Origin of the sequence: Metapseudomonas otitidis, from assembly GCF_011397855.1 — a bacterium.
GTDB lineage: Bacteria > Pseudomonadota > Gammaproteobacteria > Pseudomonadales > Pseudomonadaceae > Metapseudomonas > Metapseudomonas otitidis.
Genome location: NZ_AP022642.1, coordinates 855,464 through 870,491 on the forward strand (window position 1 = coordinate 855,464; position 15,028 = coordinate 870,491).

The following is a 15,028-nucleotide window of genomic DNA, read 5'->3' on the forward strand; positions in this document are numbered from 1 at the left end:
GCGGCTCAAGCGCGCCTTGAGCGCACGGTAAAAAGCTGCATAAGATGGCCCCCGCCTCGCATGACAAGAATTCGGAAAATGATGCGTGACCTGACCGACGACGTGGCGCTGATGCGCGCCGTGATCGACGCCCTGCGCGCCAGCGGCGCCGACCCTGACAAGGTGTTGGGGCGGCTCGGCCTGCCAGCGGGCGGCCTGCCCGCCGGACGCTTCCCCCATGCTGCCCAGGCCCAGTTCTGGCGGGCTGCGGCGGAAGAGTGCGGAGAGGAGCATGTCGGCCTTTACCTGGCCGGCCACCTGCCAGCCTTCCACGGCCTGCTGCTGGAATACCTCTTCCTCTCCAGCGAAACCTTCGGCGATGGCCTGCGCCACGCCCTGCGCTATGTGCGCCTGCTCTCCGACACCCTCAATGCCCGCCTGGAAGTGGACGGCGACCGCGCCGTGCTGTCCCTGGGCCAGAGCATCGGCAGCAACCGGCACTTCCCGGAGATGCTCGCCGGGGCGGTGATCCGCCTGTTCCATGCGCTGACCGAAGGTGACTTCATCCCCCGCGAGGTGCTGCTGATGCACGCCGAGGGCGCGCCGGCCGAGCGCTACCAGGCGGTCTACGGCTGCCCGGCACGCCTGGGTGCCGAGCGCTACGCGCTGGTGTTCGACGCCGCCGTGCTGGACAAGGCCTCGCGCCATGCCGCGCCGGAACTGCTGCGCATGCACGAGTCCCTGGCCCGTCGGCAACTGGCGGAAGTGGAACGGCTGGACCTGGTGCGCAAGGTGCGCGAGCTGATCGGCGAACTGCTGGTGGACGGCGGCGCCACCCTGGAACAGGTCGCCGCCCGCCTCAACATGCCCGCCCGCCGCCTGCGCGAGCGCCTGGCCATGGCCGGCGTGCGCTTCAACGACCTGGTCACCGACTACCGCTGCCGCCTGGCCAAGGAGCTGCTGCTCAAGACCGACGAACGCATCGAAGTGATCGTCGAGCGCACCGGCTTCTCCGAACCCAGCACCTTCTACCGCGCCTTCAAACGCTGGGTCGGCGAAACCCCCGTTGAATTCCGCCGCCGAGGCCGCCCCCAGGCTGACGCCTGACCCGCCCACTCCCAGTCCGTAGGATGCGGTGAGCTATGCGAACCGCATCAACCCACGCCCGGCCCACCATGATGGGCTTCGCACAGCTCAGCCCATCCTACGGGTGCCTCGGCGCCATCCGGTGAGCGCCGATCTATGGGGGCATCCCCAAGGCCTGGGCGCCGGGAATTGGTGGATGAAAAGAGCGTCATCCACCCCACGCGAGCCCGCGCCGGGTGGATCGCGCTCCACCGATCCACCGTCTCGACGCCGGACCGGAGTGAGTCCGTAGGATGCGGTGAGCTATGCGAACCGCATCAATCCAAGCCCAGCCCGCCATGATGGGCTTCGCACAGCTCAGCCCATCCTACGGGTGCCGCCGTGCCATCCGGTGAGCGCCGATCTATGGGGTTATCCCCAGGCCTGGGTGCCGGGAGTTGGTGGATGAAAAGAGCGTCATCCCCCCACGCGAGCCTGCGCCGGGTGGATCGCGCTCCACCGTCTCAACGCCGGAACGGTGTGAGTCCGTAGGATGCGGTGAGCTATGCGAACCGCATCAATCCGCGCCCCGCCCGCGATGCCATCCGGTGACTACCGATCCACCGCTGTAGCCCGGGCTTCAGCCCGGGAACTGTGGTTATCCCGAAGGACGTGGCTCAGCGATACCAGCGCGGTGTGTAGACCCATTCGTGGCCGTCGGGGCGGGGGATGCGGCGGGTGAGGGAGGAGCCGATGATCACCAGGGTGCGCATGTCCACCTGGTCGGGGGTGAGGTCGCCGAGGTTCGTCACGGTGAGCTTCTCCGCCGGGCGGCCGATGTCGCGGCCGAGCACCACCAGGGTCTCGGGCGTGCGGTGCTGGCGGACGATCTCCAGGGCGCGGGCCAGTTGCCAGGGGCGGGCCTTGGAGATGGGGTTATAGAAGGCCATGGCGAAGTCGGCGGCGCCGGCGTGGTCGAGGCGCCGTTCGATCACGTCCCAGGGCTTGAGGTTGTCCGAGAGCGAGATCAGGCAGAAGTCGTGGCCGAGCGGCGCACCGGCCTTGGCGGCGGTGGCCAGGGCGGCGGAGACGCCCGGCTGGATCTGCAGGTCCACCTGCTGCCAGGCCGGTTCGCGGGAGTCGTCGAGGGCTTCCAGCACGGCGGCGGCCATGGCGAACACGCCCGGATCACCGGACGACACCACCACCACCCGGCGGCCGCTGGCGGCCAGCTCGAAGGCGTGGCGGGCGCGTTGCAGCTCTTCGCGGTTGTCCGTGCAGTGGGCCACCTGGTCGGTGCGCAGCGGGCCGGCCATGCGGATGTAGGTTTCGTAGCCCAGCAGGTCCTGGGCTTCGTCGAGGGCCTGACGGGTGGCGGGGGTCATGAAGGCCGGGTCGCCGGGGCCGAGGCCGATCACCGTCAGCCGGCCCCGGGCCTGGCCGATGCGGGCCGGGTCCAGGGGCGCGTCGGCGCGGTACAGCTGCAGCGCGCCGAGGCGGGCGACCGGTGCGGGCAGGTCGGTGTCATCGCTGGCGAAGCGCAGCGGCACGCCCAGTTCGGCGGCCGTGGCGGCCAGCCCGGCGTCGCTCATGCGCGCCGGGTCGGCCACCAGGCAGGCCAGGGCCTGGGGGGCCAGGCCGGCCGTGGCGAGGGCGTGGCGGATGGTCTCGGCCGAGGCCTCGCCCTCCACGCGCAGCACCAGCACGCGGGGGTGGATCAGCAGTTCGTCGCGGGCGGCAGGGCGTTGTTCGGGGGTGATGTGCAGGGTCAGCTTGGCGGCGCTGTCGCGGGGCAGGGCGACGGATTCCAGCCAGGGGGCTTCACCGGCCACGTGCAGCGTCTGGCCGCCGAGCAGGTCGGCGACGAAGCGCTTGCCCTGTTCCAGGTCGGCCAGGGCGTAGCCCTCTGGCGGGTCCAGCAGGCAGGTGCCGAAGCGCAGTTCGCCACTGGTGGTGATGGCCGGGGCCACGTCCAGCCAGGCGGCGATCTCGCGGGCCAGGCTGTTGACCCCGCCCAGGCCGCCTAGCAGCGGCACCACGGCGCTACCGTCTTCGGCCAGGGCTAGCACCGGCGGTTCGGCACCCTTGTGGGCGAGCAGCGGTGCGAGGGTGCGGATGACGATGCCGGCGGCGCACAGGGCGATGATCGGGGTGTCGTTGCGGTACAGCTCGCGCAGGGTCTCGCCGAACTCGCTGTAGCGCTCGTCGGCACCGTCGACGCGGCCGGCGAGGCCGAGCACCCGGGCCTGTGGATAAAGCGCCTGGAGTCGACGGGCGACGGCCAGGCCGCCGTTGCCGAGGAGGACGATGGCGGGGGCGTTCATCAGCCCCTCCATTTCTGGCCGGGGACCAGGATCATCGAGAAGTACGGCGAGGCCATCGGGTCCACCTCGTCCAGGGCCACGATGCGCTGGTTGGCCATGGTGGCGCGTTCGACGTAGTGGGCGCGGTCGGCCAGGCCCAGCTCGCCCAGCACGCGACGCACCTTGTCGAAGTTGCGCCCGAGCTTCATCACCACGGCGGCTTCGGCGGTGGCCAGGCGGGCCTTGAGTTCAGCCTCGGGGAGCACCCCGGAGAGCACCGAGAGGCTCTGGTTGCGGTACACCAGCGGCAGGCCGAGCACGGCGGCGCTGCCGAGCATGGAGCAGACGCCGGGCACCACCTCCACCTCGTAGCGGTCGGCCAGGCGGTCGTGCAGGTACATGTAGGAGCCGTAGAAGAACGGGTCGCCTTCGCAGATCACCGCCACGTCGCGGCCGGCGTCGAGGTGCTCGGCCACCTGCTGGGCGGCGGTGTCGTAGAAGTCGCTGATCACCGTTTCATAGGACAGCGGCGGCTCCAGCTTCTCGGTGGTCACCGGGTACACCAGCGGCATGCGCACCTGGGCGTCCGCCAGGTGCTGCTCGATGATGCCGAAGGCGTTGCCGCCCTCGCCGCGATTGGCCTTGGCCTTGGCGACGAAGTAGCCCACTACCTGGGCCGATTGCAGCAGGCGCAGGGCCTTGAGCGTGATCAGTTCCGGATCGCCCGGGCCCACGCCGAGGCCGATCAGCCGTCCCTTGCCGCTCATCACTCCACCTCCGTGGCCAGGGCGTTGACGGCGGCGGCGGCCATGGCGCTGCCGCCGCGACGGCCGCGCACCACCACGTAGGGCACGCCGCGGCTGTCGGCGGCGAGCATGTCCTTGGACTCGGCCGCGCCGACGAAGCCCACCGGGAAGCCGAGGATCAGCGCCGGTTTCGGGGCGCCGGCGTCGAGCATCTCCAGCAGGTAGAACAGCGCGGTGGGGGCGTTGCCGATCACCACCACGCTGCCTTCCAGGTGCGCGCGCCAGTGCTCCAGGGCCACTGCCGAGCGGGTATTGCCCAGTTCGCGGGCCAGCTCCGGCACGCCGGGGTCGTTGAGGGTGCAGATGACCGGGTTGTTGGCCGGCAGGCGGGCGCGGGTGATGCCTTCGGCCACCATGCGCGCATCGCAGAGGATCGGCGCGCCAGTGGCCAGGGCGGCGCGGCCGGCGGCACCTGCTCCGGGGGAGAAGGCCAGGTCCTGCACCACGTCGACCATGCCGCAGGCGTGGATGACGCGCACGGCGAGCTTCTCCAGGTCCGGCGGGATGGCGCTGAGGTCCGCCTCGGCGCGGATGATGGAGAAGGAATGGCGATAGATCTCCTGACCATCGCGGATGTAATCGATCATTCGGTGGAGCTCCAGCTGTCAGGAGTGGCGGCCAGTCGGGCGCTGGCCTGTTCGAGGTCGAGGTCGCTCGCCAGCAGCAGGCCGAAGCCGCTGCGGGCGCGCTGGTAGAGGTCGTAGCGGCCCGGTTCGCGGGCCAGCAGGGTGAAGGGCGCGACGTGGGCGGCGGCGCAGGAGCGCGGGCAGCCGGTCAGGTGCAGCTGCACCCGGGGCGGCAGGTGCGGCGCCAGGGCGAGGGCGTCGGCCTTGGTGTCGGCCAGGCTGCGTGGGCAGCCGCTGGAGCCAGTGCAGGCGATGAGCCGGGCCAGGGGCGCGTCGGGGTCGGTGACCAGGCCCAGGGCGGCGAGGGCGGCGAGGGCGCCGTCGAGATCGCGGGGGGCCGGCAGCAGCACCGATTGCCAGGGGGTGAGGCGCAGGTGGCCGTCGCTCTGCTGGTCCGCCAGGTCGGCCAGGGCCATCAGTTGTTCGGCATCGAGCCGGCCGAGGGGGGCGGCGCCGCCGGCATGCCGGCCAGCCACGGCGCCCAGGTGGCCGAGGGCGCCGGCGGTGTCGCGGCGCCAGTCCGGCACGGCATGCAGGGGCGCGCCGAGGCGGGTTTCCAGCTCCGCCAGCAGGGCGGCGGGGCCGAGGTCGGCCAGCAGGTGGCGCATGCGCGTCTGCTCGGGGCGGGCGCGGTCGAGGAACAGGTGCAGCAACGCCTCCACCAAAGCCGGCACCTGGGCGGCGGGCACGGCGCCCAGGGCGGGGGCGTCGTACGCCTGTTGCGGCGGGCACCCGGCCAGGCCGAAGGCGAAGAGGGCGTCGGCCTGCGGCCCGAGGGCGCAGAGCCAGAGGTCGTGGGGGTGCTCCAGCATGGCCAGGGCTTCGCCGCCGTCCAGCAGCAGGGCGAACTTGGGCGACAGGGCGTGGAAGCGCGGGGTGTCCTGCAGCAGGGCCAGCAGGCGATCGGCCAGGGCGGCGGTCGTCTCGTGGCCGGGCGCCAGGCCCAGCAGCGGGCTGACCATCAGGTTGCGCACGTCGTCGGCACCCGGCGAGGGGGCGCCCAGGTCGGCGGCCAGCAGTGCATCGATCAGCGCCGCTTCGGCACCGATCCTTACCCCGCGGATCTGCAGGTTGGCGCGGTTGGTGGCCTCGATCACGCCGCTGGCGTATTGCCGGGCGGCTGCGGCCACGGCGCGGGCCTGGCGGGCCTGGAGGCGGCCACAGGGCAGCTTGATGCGGCAGATGCCGCCATCGCCGGATTGCACGATGCGCAGCAACCCCGGGCAGGCCGAGGGGCGGACGGTGGCGGCAGCGGATTCGGCCTGTTTCAACGGGTCACCCTGGTTGGCGTCGCGGCGACCGGAATATCCCTAGCCCAGGGACACGTTTGCATCGATACACCCCGCCCGATGCGCTCACACGCGACTGGTTTCACCGGCAGGTCTCCTGGCTGGCAGGTCGTCATCCTCCGCGGCCTTCCCGAGCGCTGCTCAGTGGCCAGGGTGCGTGGACTCGCTGCTTACAGTTGCGGGGGCAGCCACGGTGCGACCGTGTTCCCTCAGTGCCCGGATGGGCACTGGCCAGCGCCTTGTAGGGGCCGGCAACCGATGAAGGGCGCTATTATGCCCGCTTTGCGCGACATGAGGAAAAGGCTGCCTGTCGGAACGGCAAGCGGCTGACACCTCGCTAGAAACGGGAGTTTCCATGCAGCCCTGGCTGACGGTTGTGGGTATCGGTGAGGACGGCTATGCGGGCCTCGGCAAGGCGGCGCGCCATGCGTTGCTGGGGGCCACTGAAGTGGTGGGGGCGCCGCGTCAGTTGGCGCTGCTGCCGCGCTGCGTCCGTGCCGTGCGCACGCCCTGGCCGAGCCCGTTCTCCCTGGAGCCGGTGCTGGCGCGGCGGGGCACGGCCCTGTGCGTGCTGGCCAGTGGCGATCCGATGCTGTTCGGCGTGGGCGCCAGCCTGGCGCGGCAGGTGCCGGCCGGGGAGATGCAGGTGCTGTCGGCGCCTTCGTCCGCAGCCCTGGCGGCGGCACGGCTGGGCTGGCCGCTGCAGGAGGTGACGCTGCTGTCCACCGTGGCGCGGCCCCTGGCGGTGCTCAACGGCCACCTGCACCCCGGCGCGCGGCTGCTGGTGCTGAGCAACGATGGCCGCACCCCGGCGGCCCTGGCGGCGCTGCTGGCCGAGGGCGGCTTCGGCGCCAGTCGCCTCACCGTGCTGGAGCACCTGGGCGGCCCCCTGGAGCGCCGGCTCGACGGCCTGGCCGACGCCTGGAGCGACGTGGCGGTGGCCGACCTCAACCTGGTGGCGGTGGAGGTGGCGGCTGACCCCGGCACCCGCGCGCTGCCGGTCACCTGCGGCCTGCCCGACGACGCCTACCGCCACGACGGCCAGCTCACCAAGCGCGATGTCCGCGCCGTCACCCTGGCCCGCCTGGCGCCGCGCCCCGGCGAGCTGCTGTGGGACGTGGGTGCCGGCTGCGGTTCCATCGGCATCGAGTGGATGCGCGCCCATCCGGCATGCCGCGCCCTGGCCATCGAGGCCAACGCCGGGCGCCAGGCGCACATCCAGCACAACCGCGACGCCCTCGGCGTACCCGGCTTGCAGCTGGTGGCCGGCGAAGCCCCGGCCGCGCTGGAGGGCCTGCCGGTGCCGGATGCCATCTTCATCGGCGGCGGCGTCACCGACCCCGGCGTGCTGGCGCAGTGCTGGGCGCGGCTCAAGCCGGGCGGTCGCCTGGTGGCCAACGCCGTGACCCTGCAGAGCGAGGCGACCCTGGTGGCCTTCCGCGCCGACCACGGCGGCAGCCTGACCCGCATTGCCGTCGCCCAGGCCCAGCCGCTGGGGGACTTCGACACCTGGCGCTCGGCCCTGCCCATCACCCTGCTGGAAGCATTCAAGCCATGAGCCGCCTCCTGCTGCTGGGCGGCGTGACCGAGGCCCTGGCCCTGGCCCGTCGCCTCGGCCCCGCCCATGTGTACAGCCTCGCCGGCCTCGGCAAGGTGCCCCAGGACCTGGCCTGCCAGGTGCGCGTGGGCGGCTTCGGCGGGGCGGATGGGCTGGCGCAGTACCTACGCGAGGAAGGCATCGACCTACTGCTGGACGCCACCCACCCCTATGCCGCGCAGATCAGCCACAACGCCGCCCGCGCCGCCGAACTGGCCGGGGTGCCCTGCTGGGCGCTGCGCCGCCCCGGCTGGCAGGCCGGCCCTGGTGACGATTGGCACGAGGTGGACGACTGGGCCGGCCTGATGGCCGCGCTGGCGCCGTTCCGCCGGCCTTTCTTCACCCTCGGCCGCGAGCCGCTGGAGCACCTGCACAGCGTGCCCGAGCACCAGCACTGGACGGTGCGCTGCCTGCAGGGGCAGGCCCCCGGCGAGCGCTTCGAGGTGATCGGCTCGCGCGGGCCGTTCCACCTGGACGAGGAGCGTGCGCTGTTCGAGCGCCTCGGCACCGACGTGCTGATCAGCAAGAACAGTGGCAGCCAGTCCACCGAGCCCAAGCTGCAGGTGGCCCGTGAGCGCGGCCTGCCGGTGCTCATCCTCAAGCGCCCGGCATTGCCGCCGGTGACCCGCGAATTCGACTCGGTCGAGGCCCTCTGGCAGGCCCTCGGCCCCTACCTGGACACACCATGACCGCCACCGTTTACGCCCGCGTGCTGTTCGCCGGGCCCGACCTCGCCGAGGGCGCCTTCGCCGAGCTGTTCCGCCGCCAACTGGTCGCCCTGCGGGGCGAGGCCGCGCTGGCCGATGTGATCGATACCGGCACCGGCCTCGATGCCCTGCGCGAGGCCGTACAGGCCAGCCCGCGCCCGCTGCTGGTGATCGACCTCGACCCGCAGAGCACGCCGCCGCACCTGGACTGGCTGCGCAGCGAACTCGGCCGGTACCCGGCTCCGGAGCAGCTGTTCGTCGCCAGCCTGCTGGGTCAGTACGACAGCGACCCGGCCGGCGCCGCCTGCGCCCTGGTGGCGCGTACCGAGCTGCACCTGGCCTGCGCCGAGGTGCCGGCGTTGCCGGAGAGCCACGCCTGGTCCTGCATCCCGCCCCATGCCCGGCGCCTGCTGCTGTGCAACGGCCCGCGCTGCACCCGCCGGGGCGCGCTGCCGCTGTGGAAAAAGCTGCGGGAGACCCTCAAGGCCGCCGGTAAGCTGGAATGCGCAGGCGGCGTGCACATCACCCGTACCCAGTGCCAATACCCCTGCGACCTCGGCCCCACCGCCAGCCTCTACCCGGAAGGCGAGTGGTACCGCCTGGAGAGCGAAGAGCAGGTGCTGCGCTGGGTGCAGGCGCGCATCGTCGAAGAGCGGGCGGTGCCGGAGTTGTTGATGAAGGGGTGAGCGTTGCTCTTCGCTAAACGGACAGATGCCGGGCCGGGATGCCCGGCCTGCATGGAGCTGTGATGAGCCGGTCGGCTTTTGCCTGGGGTCTTGCCTTGTCCACTGTCGTCCTCGTTCAGGCTCAGGCTGATCCGGATCCGGATTGCCCGCCGCAGCGTGAAGAGACCGCCGCGTTGAATGCCTTGCTGAAACAGTCGCCCGAGGCGCTGGCGCTGGAAGCAGCCCGTGCGGGGCGTATCGAATTCATGCTCGTCCTCGGTTACACGGGGACGCTTCCGGGGCTGTCCCCGGCGACACTTGAGTGCCTGGGGCCGTTTCCCACCCGAGTCGTGCCGGGCACCTCGGACGTGGTTTGTACCGAGGAAATGGCTGAACTCCAGCAGCCGGCCCGGGATTTCGCCAAACGCTACAACCACCGCTTGCTGGCGCTCACCGCGCCTGCTTGCGAGAGATACAACTCTGCTGACCGCTGAACGGGTCAGCGCACGAACCAGCGCGCCGTCAGCGGGGCCGAGAGCATCAGCGCCCCGAGGATCACGAAGGCCGTCACCAGCCCCAGCCCCTGGGCGACGAAGCCCACCAGTGCCGGCCCGGCGAGCACGCCGGCGTAGCCCACGGTGGTCACCGCCGCCACGGCGAGATTGGCCGGCATGGTGCCCTGGCGACCGGCAGCGCTGAACAGCACCGGCACGATATTGGCCGCGCCCAGCCCCACCAGCAGGAAGCCCGCCAGCGCCAGGACGGTGTGCGGCGCCAGCAGCATCAGCGCGAAGCCGGCCGTGGCCAGCAGGCCGCCGCCCACCAGTACGCGGTATTCCCCCAGCCGGGCGATCACCCGGTCCCCGGTGAGCCGACCGCTGAGCATCGCCAACGAGAACAGTGCGTAGCCGATCCCGGCCTTGGCCGGGTCGAACTGGCGCGTCTCCACCAGCAGGATGGCGCCCCAGTCCAGCAGCGCGCCTTCGGCCAGGAACATGGCGAAGGTCAGCGCCCCCAGCAGCAGGACCAGCCCGCGCGGCACCACGAACAGCGGCCCGCTGCCGCCCGAGCGGGTGCGCAGCAGGCGCGGGCCGGCAAGGGCGAGGCCGGCGATCACCACCAGCAGGGCGACGAGGATCGCCGGCAGCGGTGCCAGGCCGGCCGCCAGCAGGCCGGTCATGCCCAGGGAACCGACGAAGCCACCGAGGCTGAACAGGCCGTGGAAGCCCGACATCAGCGGCACCGGCGCATCGTTCGCCACCTCCACGGCGTGGATGTTCATCGCCACGTCCATGGCGCCCAGGGAGGCGCCGAACAGCGCCAAGGCGAGGGCCAGCAGCAGGCTGGAATCCGCGCCGGCCAACAGCGGCATGGCGCAGCACAGGCCCACCCCGCCCACCAGGATCACCGGGCGCGCCCCGATCCGCCCCGCCAGCACACCGGCCACCGGCATCGACAGCATCGAGCCGGCACCCAGGCACAGCAGCAACAGCCCCAGCACCGCTTCGCCGATGTCCAGGCGCGCCTTCGCATAGGGCACCAGCGGCGCCCAGCAGGCCATGCCGAAACCGGAGACGAAGAACGCCAGGCGCGTGGCCAGGCGGGTGGCAGGGCTATCGGCACAGGGCACGGCGTGGGTCATGGCGCTTCCGAACGGGAAAAAGGGGTGGACCCTATCACGGACGCGCGCGCCTTGTGGCTCCACCAGGCGGTTGATGGACGAGGTGTTGTGGTCGTGAGTGGGCCTCGCGTTGGGTGCATGGTGCTCTTCCATCCACCCATTCCAGGCGCGCGACCTTGGGGATAACACCGGTCCCGGGATGAGTCCTGTGCAACGAAAGGTGGATCGATGAAGCGCGATCCACCCTACGGGGCGTGAGGGTGCGTAGGGTGGATGGCGCCCTTTCCATCCACCAATTTCGGGCACTTGGCCTTGGGTGTAACCCCGGTCCTGGGATGAGGTCCGTGCAACGAAAGGTGGATCGGTGGAGCGCGATCCACCCTACGGGGCTGGGGGCTCGCGTAGGGGGGATGGCGCTCTTTCCATCCACCAATTCCGGGCACGCAGCCTTGGGGATAACCCCGGTCCCGGGCTGAAGTCCGGGCTACGAGCTGGTGGGTTGAAGCCCACCCTACGGGCGGTGTCTCAGCTCGCATACTCCTGATGGATCAATCCGCCAACGCCTGGTACTCGGCTTCGAGGAGGGTGGCGAGCTGGCGGGCGCGGCCGAGGCGGATGGGGCCGGACTCGATGTCCACCAGCAGGGTGGTGCAGCCCAGGGGTTGCAGGGCTGGCAGGTCCTTGAGGCGGCCGTCGGTGAGGATCAGCACGCGCTGCTCTTCGCCGGGCCGTTGCCGCTGGCGTGTGGCGAGCCAGCGCGCGGCCTGGGCCAGGGCGTCGGGCAGGGGCGTGCCGCCGCCGGCTCCGAGGCTCTGCAGCCAGGGTTGCAGGCGGGCGTCGGCCTTGCGGCCCTGCCAATGCCACTGGGCCTGGCGACCGCTGGCGGCGAGCACGGCGAGGCGTGCGCGTGCCCGGTAGGCGTCATCGAAGAGCTGGGCCAGCAGCCCCTTGGCACGGGACAGGGCGCCGTGGCGGCGGGTGGAGGCGGAGGCGTCGACGATCACCAGCCAGAGCTGTTCCGCTGCGCGGCTGCGGGGTGTACGGACGAGGTCCTCGGCCCGGCGCGGGCGGCCGCGCAGCAGGGTCGGCAGCCAGGCGATGGCGCCCCCTTGGCCGGGACTGCGGGCGCCGCTGCGGCCTTGGCCGAGGCGCCCAGGCCGGGGCTTGGCACCCGTCCCCTTGGCGTGGCGCGGGCGGGTGCTCAGGGCTTTTTTGGCCAGGCGGGCAGGGCCCTGCGCTCCCCGGTGGGCATGGGTTGGGCGGGCAGTTCGCCCCATTGGCCTTCGCCGCTGGCGTCCTGCTGGGGGCGGGGGGCCTGGGCAGGCGCTTCGCGGGGCGGCTGTGCGGCCGGCGGCGGTGCGTGGTGGCGACGGTGGGCCAGGGCGAAGTGCTCCACGGCGTCGATGTCCTCGGGGGCGATGGCGGTCGCGCCGCGCCAGGCGGCGTGGGCGCGGGCGGCGCGCAGCCAGACCAGGTCGGCGCGCAGGCCGTCGACGCCGGCGTCGAAGCAGCGCTGGGCGATGGCGTCCAGGGCGTGGTCGTCCAGCGGGATGGCGGCTAGGCGTTCGCGGGCGTGCTGGCAGCGGTGGGCCAGGGCCTGCTGGTCAGCACTCCAGCGGGCGATGAAGGCGGCGGGGTCGGCGTCGAAGGCCAGGCGACGGCGGATGATCTCGGCGCGTTCGGCCGGAGCCGGGGCGTGGTCGAGGCTGACCTTGAGGCCGAAGCGGTCCAGCAGTTGCGGGCGCAGTTCGCCTTCTTCGGGGTTCATGGTGCCGATCAGCACGAAGCGCGCCGGGTGGGCGTGGGACAGGCCGTCCCGCTCGACACGGTTGGTGCCGCTGGCGGCGACGTCCAGCAGCAGGTCCACCAGGTGGTCCGGCAGCAGGTTCACTTCGTCCACGTAGAGCACGCCCTCGTGGGCGCGGGCCAGCAGGCCGGGGGAGAAGCGCGCGCGGCCTTCGCCGAGGGCGGCGTCCAGGTCCAGGGTGCCGACGATGCGGTCCTCGCTGGCGCCCAGGGGCAGGGTGACGAAGATGCCGCGCGGCAGCAGGTCGGCGATGCCCCGGGCCAGGGTGGACTTGGCCATGCCGCGCGGGCCTTCGATCAGCACGCCGCCGATGGCGGGGTCGATGGCGGCGAGGTAGAGCGCGAGCTTCAACGCGTCGGCGCCGACCACGGCGCTGAGGGGATAGTGGCCAGGTTCGGACATGGTGGGCTCCTGCTCAGACATGCCGCGCATGGTAGCGAAAGGCCGATGCAGCCGATAGAAATCCGTGATTGAACGGCGCCTCGGGATGCAGTAGGTTAGCCAGCATTCGCTTTGGAGATCGTCATGTCGCACCGTCCGTCCACTTCGCTCATCGCTGCTCCGGCCCTGGCCGTGGCGGGCGTGCGCGTGGCCGCTGCGACCGGCTATTTCTACGGGTATTGGTTTAGCCACGGGCTGACCTGATACCCATCAGGCGGCCCACTCCAGCAGGGTCGCCGCCAAAGCTCCACGAAACCCCCGGTCGGCAACCCGACCGGGGGTTTTTGTTTTCCGACGGTCCACAAGACCACCACGACGTTACCGAGGATCGCACCATGATCAGCTACCGCACCCATCGCTATTACCGCACCGACTGGCGATTTAGCCGCTCCACCCGCACCCCCACACCGACAAGTCGAACACCCAGTTAGTGCGCCGCGCGCGGATCTGCCGCGCCGGCCGAGGAACCCAGCCATGAATTCGTCCGTTTCCGCCCTGTCCACCGCCGCCCAGCCCCTGCACGTCGTTGCCCTGGATGCGCCGGCATCGTCCTCCCGCACCACCCGCCCCCTGCCCACCCCCGCCGAGCTGCGCCGCCGCTTGCCGCTGTCCGTCGAACTGGCCCGCCAGATCCAGGCCCAGCGCGAAGCCGTGCGCGCCGTGCTGGATGGCGAGGATCCGCGCCTGCTGGTGGTGGTCGGCCCCTGCTCGATCCACGACCCGGAGGCCGCCCTGGACTACGCCCGCCGCCTGGCGGCCCTGGCCCCGCTGGTGAGCGACCAGTTGCTGCTGGTGATGCGCGCCTACGTCGAGAAGCCGCGCACCACCGTCGGCTGGAAGGGCCTGGTGTACGACCCGCACCTGGACGGCAGCGGCGACATGGCGGAGGGCCTGGCCCTGAGCCGCCGGCTGATGCTGGAGATCGCCGGGCTCGGCCTGCCGGTGGCCACCGAGCTGCTGCAGCCGCTGGTGGCCGGCTACCTGGACGACGCCCTGAGCTGGGCGGCCATCGGCGCGCGTACCAGCGAGTCGCAGATCCATCGCGAGATGGTCAGCGGCCTGGACCTGCCGGTGGGCTTCAAGAACGGCACCGACGGCAGCCTCGGCATCGCCACCGATGCCATGCGCTCGGCGGCCCACGCCCACCAGCACTTCGGCCTCGATGCCCAGGGCCGCCCGGCGCTGGTGGAAACCGCCGGCAACCCGGACACCCACCTGGTGCTGCGCGGTGGCCACAAAGGCCCGAACCATGATGCCGCCAGCGTGCAGGCGGCCCGCGAAGGGCTGGAGAAACTGGGGATCGCGCCGCGCATCCTGGTGGACTGCAGCCACGCCAACAGTGGCAAGGACCCGCTGCGCCAGCCGGCGGTGCTGACGGACGTGATCGACCAGCGCCTGGCCGGCCAGAGTGCCCTGCGCGGGGTGATGATCGAGAGTCACCTGTTCGACGGTGCCCAGTCGCTGTCGTGCGAGCTGCGCTACGGCGTGTCCATCACCGATGGCTGCCTGGGCTGGGAGGGGACGCAGCGGATGCTGCTGGAGGCGGCCGCGCGCCTGCGCGGTTGAAACGAGCCGGGCGCACCGCGAGGGTGCGCCCGTGACACGGAGGTGCGGGGGTCAGACCTTGCGCACGAACTCCGACTTGAGCTTCATGGCGCCGATGCCGTCGATCTTGCAATCGATGTCGTGGTCGCCGTCCACCAGGCGGATGCCTTTCACCTTGGTGCCCACTTTCACCACCAGGGACGAACCCTTGACCTTCAGGTCCTTGATCACGGTGATGGTGTCGCCGTCCTGCAGCACGTTGCCGACCGAATCCTTGATCACGCGGCCTTCTTCAGCGGCGGCTTCGCCAGCCTCGGCGGACCATTCGTGGGCGCATTCGGGGCAGATCAGCAGCGCGCCGTCTTCGTAGGTGTATTCGGAATTGCACTTGGGGCAGGGTGGCAGGTTGCTCACGGGGTACTCACTGTGTGGCACGAAAAAGGCCGCATAGTGTATAGGGTTTTAGCCTCGGATTGGCGGTGGCTGTGCGGGCCGGGCTTTGTATCGGTTTGCTGACACTCTTTACCAACTGGGCATAAGCCGTGGCATCGCGGTTGATAAGGTTTTCGCAGGGAGC

At 71.4% G+C, this 15,028-nt stretch carries 14 protein-coding genes and 1 riboswitch; of the genes, 6 read left to right on the forward strand and 8 right to left on the reverse strand.

The window, feature by feature from the left end; translation table 11 throughout:
* Positions 1 to 81 precede the first annotated feature (81 nt).
* Complete coding sequence (locus tag PotMrB4_RS04040) at positions 82 to 1,086, forward strand: AraC family transcriptional regulator (protein WP_044411304.1); 1,005 nt, start codon at positions 82 to 84, stop codon at positions 1,084 to 1,086.
* A gap of 635 nt (positions 1,087 to 1,721) precedes the next feature.
* Here the strand turns inward: PotMrB4_RS04040 and cobJ are convergent.
* The 4 genes from cobJ to cobG are packed head-to-tail and all read right to left on the reverse strand — an operon-like array spanning position 1,722 to position 6,050.
* A complete protein-coding gene (cobJ, locus tag PotMrB4_RS04045) occupies positions 1,722 to 3,368 on the reverse strand; it encodes a precorrin-3B C(17)-methyltransferase (RefSeq protein WP_172432582.1) in 1,647 nt (548 codons plus the stop codon).
* Entirely contained in the window at positions 3,368 to 4,114 is a 747-nt protein-coding gene (locus PotMrB4_RS04050) for a precorrin-2 C(20)-methyltransferase (protein WP_074972764.1), read from the reverse strand. Before PotMrB4_RS04050 ends, cobJ begins: the two co-directional genes overlap by 1 nt.
* Complete coding sequence (locus PotMrB4_RS04055) at positions 4,114 to 4,740, reverse strand: precorrin-8X methylmutase (protein WP_172432583.1); 627 nt, start codon at positions 4,738 to 4,740, stop codon at positions 4,114 to 4,116. Before PotMrB4_RS04055 ends, PotMrB4_RS04050 begins: the two co-directional genes overlap by 1 nt.
* Positions 4,737 to 6,050 (reverse strand): precorrin-3B synthase, encoded by a 1,314-nt coding sequence (gene cobG / locus PotMrB4_RS04060; protein ID WP_172432584.1) that lies wholly within the window; start codon positions 6,048 to 6,050, stop codon positions 4,737 to 4,739. Before cobG ends, PotMrB4_RS04055 begins: the two co-directional genes overlap by 4 nt.
* A gap of 88 nt (positions 6,051 to 6,138) precedes the next feature.
* Positions 6,139 to 6,343, reverse strand: a riboswitch (cobalamin riboswitch).
* 80 nt (positions 6,344 to 6,423) lie between these two features.
* Here cobG and cbiE point away from each other — a divergent pair.
* From cbiE to PotMrB4_RS04080, 4 genes are all read left to right on the forward strand, one after another.
* On the forward strand, positions 6,424 to 7,626 hold the full coding sequence (gene cbiE, locus PotMrB4_RS04065) for a precorrin-6y C5,15-methyltransferase (decarboxylating) subunit CbiE (RefSeq protein WP_172432585.1): 1,203 nt from the start codon (positions 6,424 to 6,426) through the stop codon (positions 7,624 to 7,626).
* Positions 7,623 to 8,354 carry a cobalt-precorrin-6A reductase gene (locus PotMrB4_RS04070; protein ID WP_172432586.1) on the forward strand — a complete coding sequence of 244 codons (732 nt, stop codon included), beginning with the start codon at positions 7,623 to 7,625 and terminating at the stop codon, positions 8,352 to 8,354. Before cbiE ends, PotMrB4_RS04070 begins: the two co-directional genes overlap by 4 nt.
* On the forward strand, positions 8,351 to 9,058 hold the full coding sequence (locus PotMrB4_RS04075; protein WP_172432587.1) for a (2Fe-2S) ferredoxin domain-containing protein: 708 nt from the start codon (positions 8,351 to 8,353) through the stop codon (positions 9,056 to 9,058). The genes PotMrB4_RS04070 and PotMrB4_RS04075 overlap by 4 nt, the downstream gene beginning before the upstream one ends.
* A gap of 62 nt (positions 9,059 to 9,120) precedes the next feature.
* Positions 9,121 to 9,531, forward strand: coding sequence for a hypothetical protein (locus PotMrB4_RS04080; protein WP_172432588.1), 411 nt, complete (start codon positions 9,121 to 9,123; stop codon positions 9,529 to 9,531).
* A gap of 5 nt (positions 9,532 to 9,536) precedes the next feature.
* On the opposite strand, the gene PotMrB4_RS04085 is transcribed toward PotMrB4_RS04080, so the two are convergent.
* From PotMrB4_RS04085 to PotMrB4_RS04095, 3 genes are all read right to left on the reverse strand, one after another.
* Positions 9,537 to 10,679, reverse strand: coding sequence for an MFS transporter (locus tag PotMrB4_RS04085; RefSeq protein WP_172432589.1), 1,143 nt, complete (start codon positions 10,677 to 10,679; stop codon positions 9,537 to 9,539).
* Positions 10,680 to 11,206: 527 nt separating this feature from the next.
* Positions 11,207 to 11,935: a vWA domain-containing protein gene (locus PotMrB4_RS04090; RefSeq protein WP_172432590.1), complete on the reverse strand. Its 729-nt coding sequence runs from the start codon at positions 11,933 to 11,935 to the stop codon at positions 11,207 to 11,209.
* Positions 11,860 to 12,867 (reverse strand): ATP-binding protein, encoded by a 1,008-nt coding sequence (locus PotMrB4_RS04095; protein WP_172432591.1) that lies wholly within the window; start codon positions 12,865 to 12,867, stop codon positions 11,860 to 11,862. Before PotMrB4_RS04095 ends, PotMrB4_RS04090 begins: the two co-directional genes overlap by 76 nt.
* A gap of 513 nt (positions 12,868 to 13,380) precedes the next feature.
* Between PotMrB4_RS04095 and PotMrB4_RS04100 the strand changes: the two genes are divergently transcribed.
* Positions 13,381 to 14,472 (forward strand): 3-deoxy-7-phosphoheptulonate synthase, encoded by a 1,092-nt coding sequence (locus PotMrB4_RS04100; protein ID WP_172432592.1) that lies wholly within the window; start codon positions 13,381 to 13,383, stop codon positions 14,470 to 14,472.
* A gap of 51 nt (positions 14,473 to 14,523) precedes the next feature.
* On the opposite strand, the gene PotMrB4_RS04105 is transcribed toward PotMrB4_RS04100, so the two are convergent.
* Positions 14,524 to 14,865, reverse strand: coding sequence for a zinc ribbon domain-containing protein YjdM (locus PotMrB4_RS04105; protein WP_044402578.1), 342 nt, complete (start codon positions 14,863 to 14,865; stop codon positions 14,524 to 14,526).
* Positions 14,866 to 15,028: the final 163 nt, after the last annotated feature.

Bases quoted from the DNA above. Each gene is read 5' to 3' on its own strand.
- PotMrB4_RS04040 (WP_044411304.1), top strand. From the start codon at position 82: ATGCGTGACCTGACCGACGACGTGGCGCTGATGCGCGCCGTGATCGAC.
- cobJ (WP_172432582.1), bottom strand. From the start codon at position 3,368: ATGAACGCCCCCGCCATCGTCCTCCTCGGCAACGGCGGCCTGGCCGTC.
- PotMrB4_RS04050 (WP_074972764.1), bottom strand. From the start codon at position 4,114: ATGAGCGGCAAGGGACGGCTGATCGGCCTCGGCGTGGGCCCGGGCGAT.
- PotMrB4_RS04055 (WP_172432583.1), bottom strand. From the start codon at position 4,740: ATGATCGATTACATCCGCGATGGTCAGGAGATCTATCGCCATTCCTTC.
- cbiE (WP_172432585.1), top strand. From the start codon at position 6,424: ATGCAGCCCTGGCTGACGGTTGTGGGTATCGGTGAGGACGGCTATGCG.
- PotMrB4_RS04070 (WP_172432586.1), top strand. From the start codon at position 7,623: ATGAGCCGCCTCCTGCTGCTGGGCGGCGTGACCGAGGCCCTGGCCCTG.
- PotMrB4_RS04075 (WP_172432587.1), top strand. From the start codon at position 8,351: ATGACCGCCACCGTTTACGCCCGCGTGCTGTTCGCCGGGCCCGACCTC.
- PotMrB4_RS04080 (WP_172432588.1), top strand. From the start codon at position 9,121: ATGAGCCGGTCGGCTTTTGCCTGGGGTCTTGCCTTGTCCACTGTCGTC.
- PotMrB4_RS04085 (WP_172432589.1), bottom strand. From the start codon at position 10,679: ATGACCCACGCCGTGCCCTGTGCCGATAGCCCTGCCACCCGCCTGGCC.
- PotMrB4_RS04090 (WP_172432590.1), bottom strand. From the start codon at position 11,935: ATGGGGCGAACTGCCCGCCCAACCCATGCCCACCGGGGAGCGCAGGGC.
- PotMrB4_RS04095 (WP_172432591.1), bottom strand. From the start codon at position 12,867: ATGTCCGAACCTGGCCACTATCCCCTCAGCGCCGTGGTCGGCGCCGAC.
- PotMrB4_RS04100 (WP_172432592.1), top strand. From the start codon at position 13,381: ATGAATTCGTCCGTTTCCGCCCTGTCCACCGCCGCCCAGCCCCTGCAC.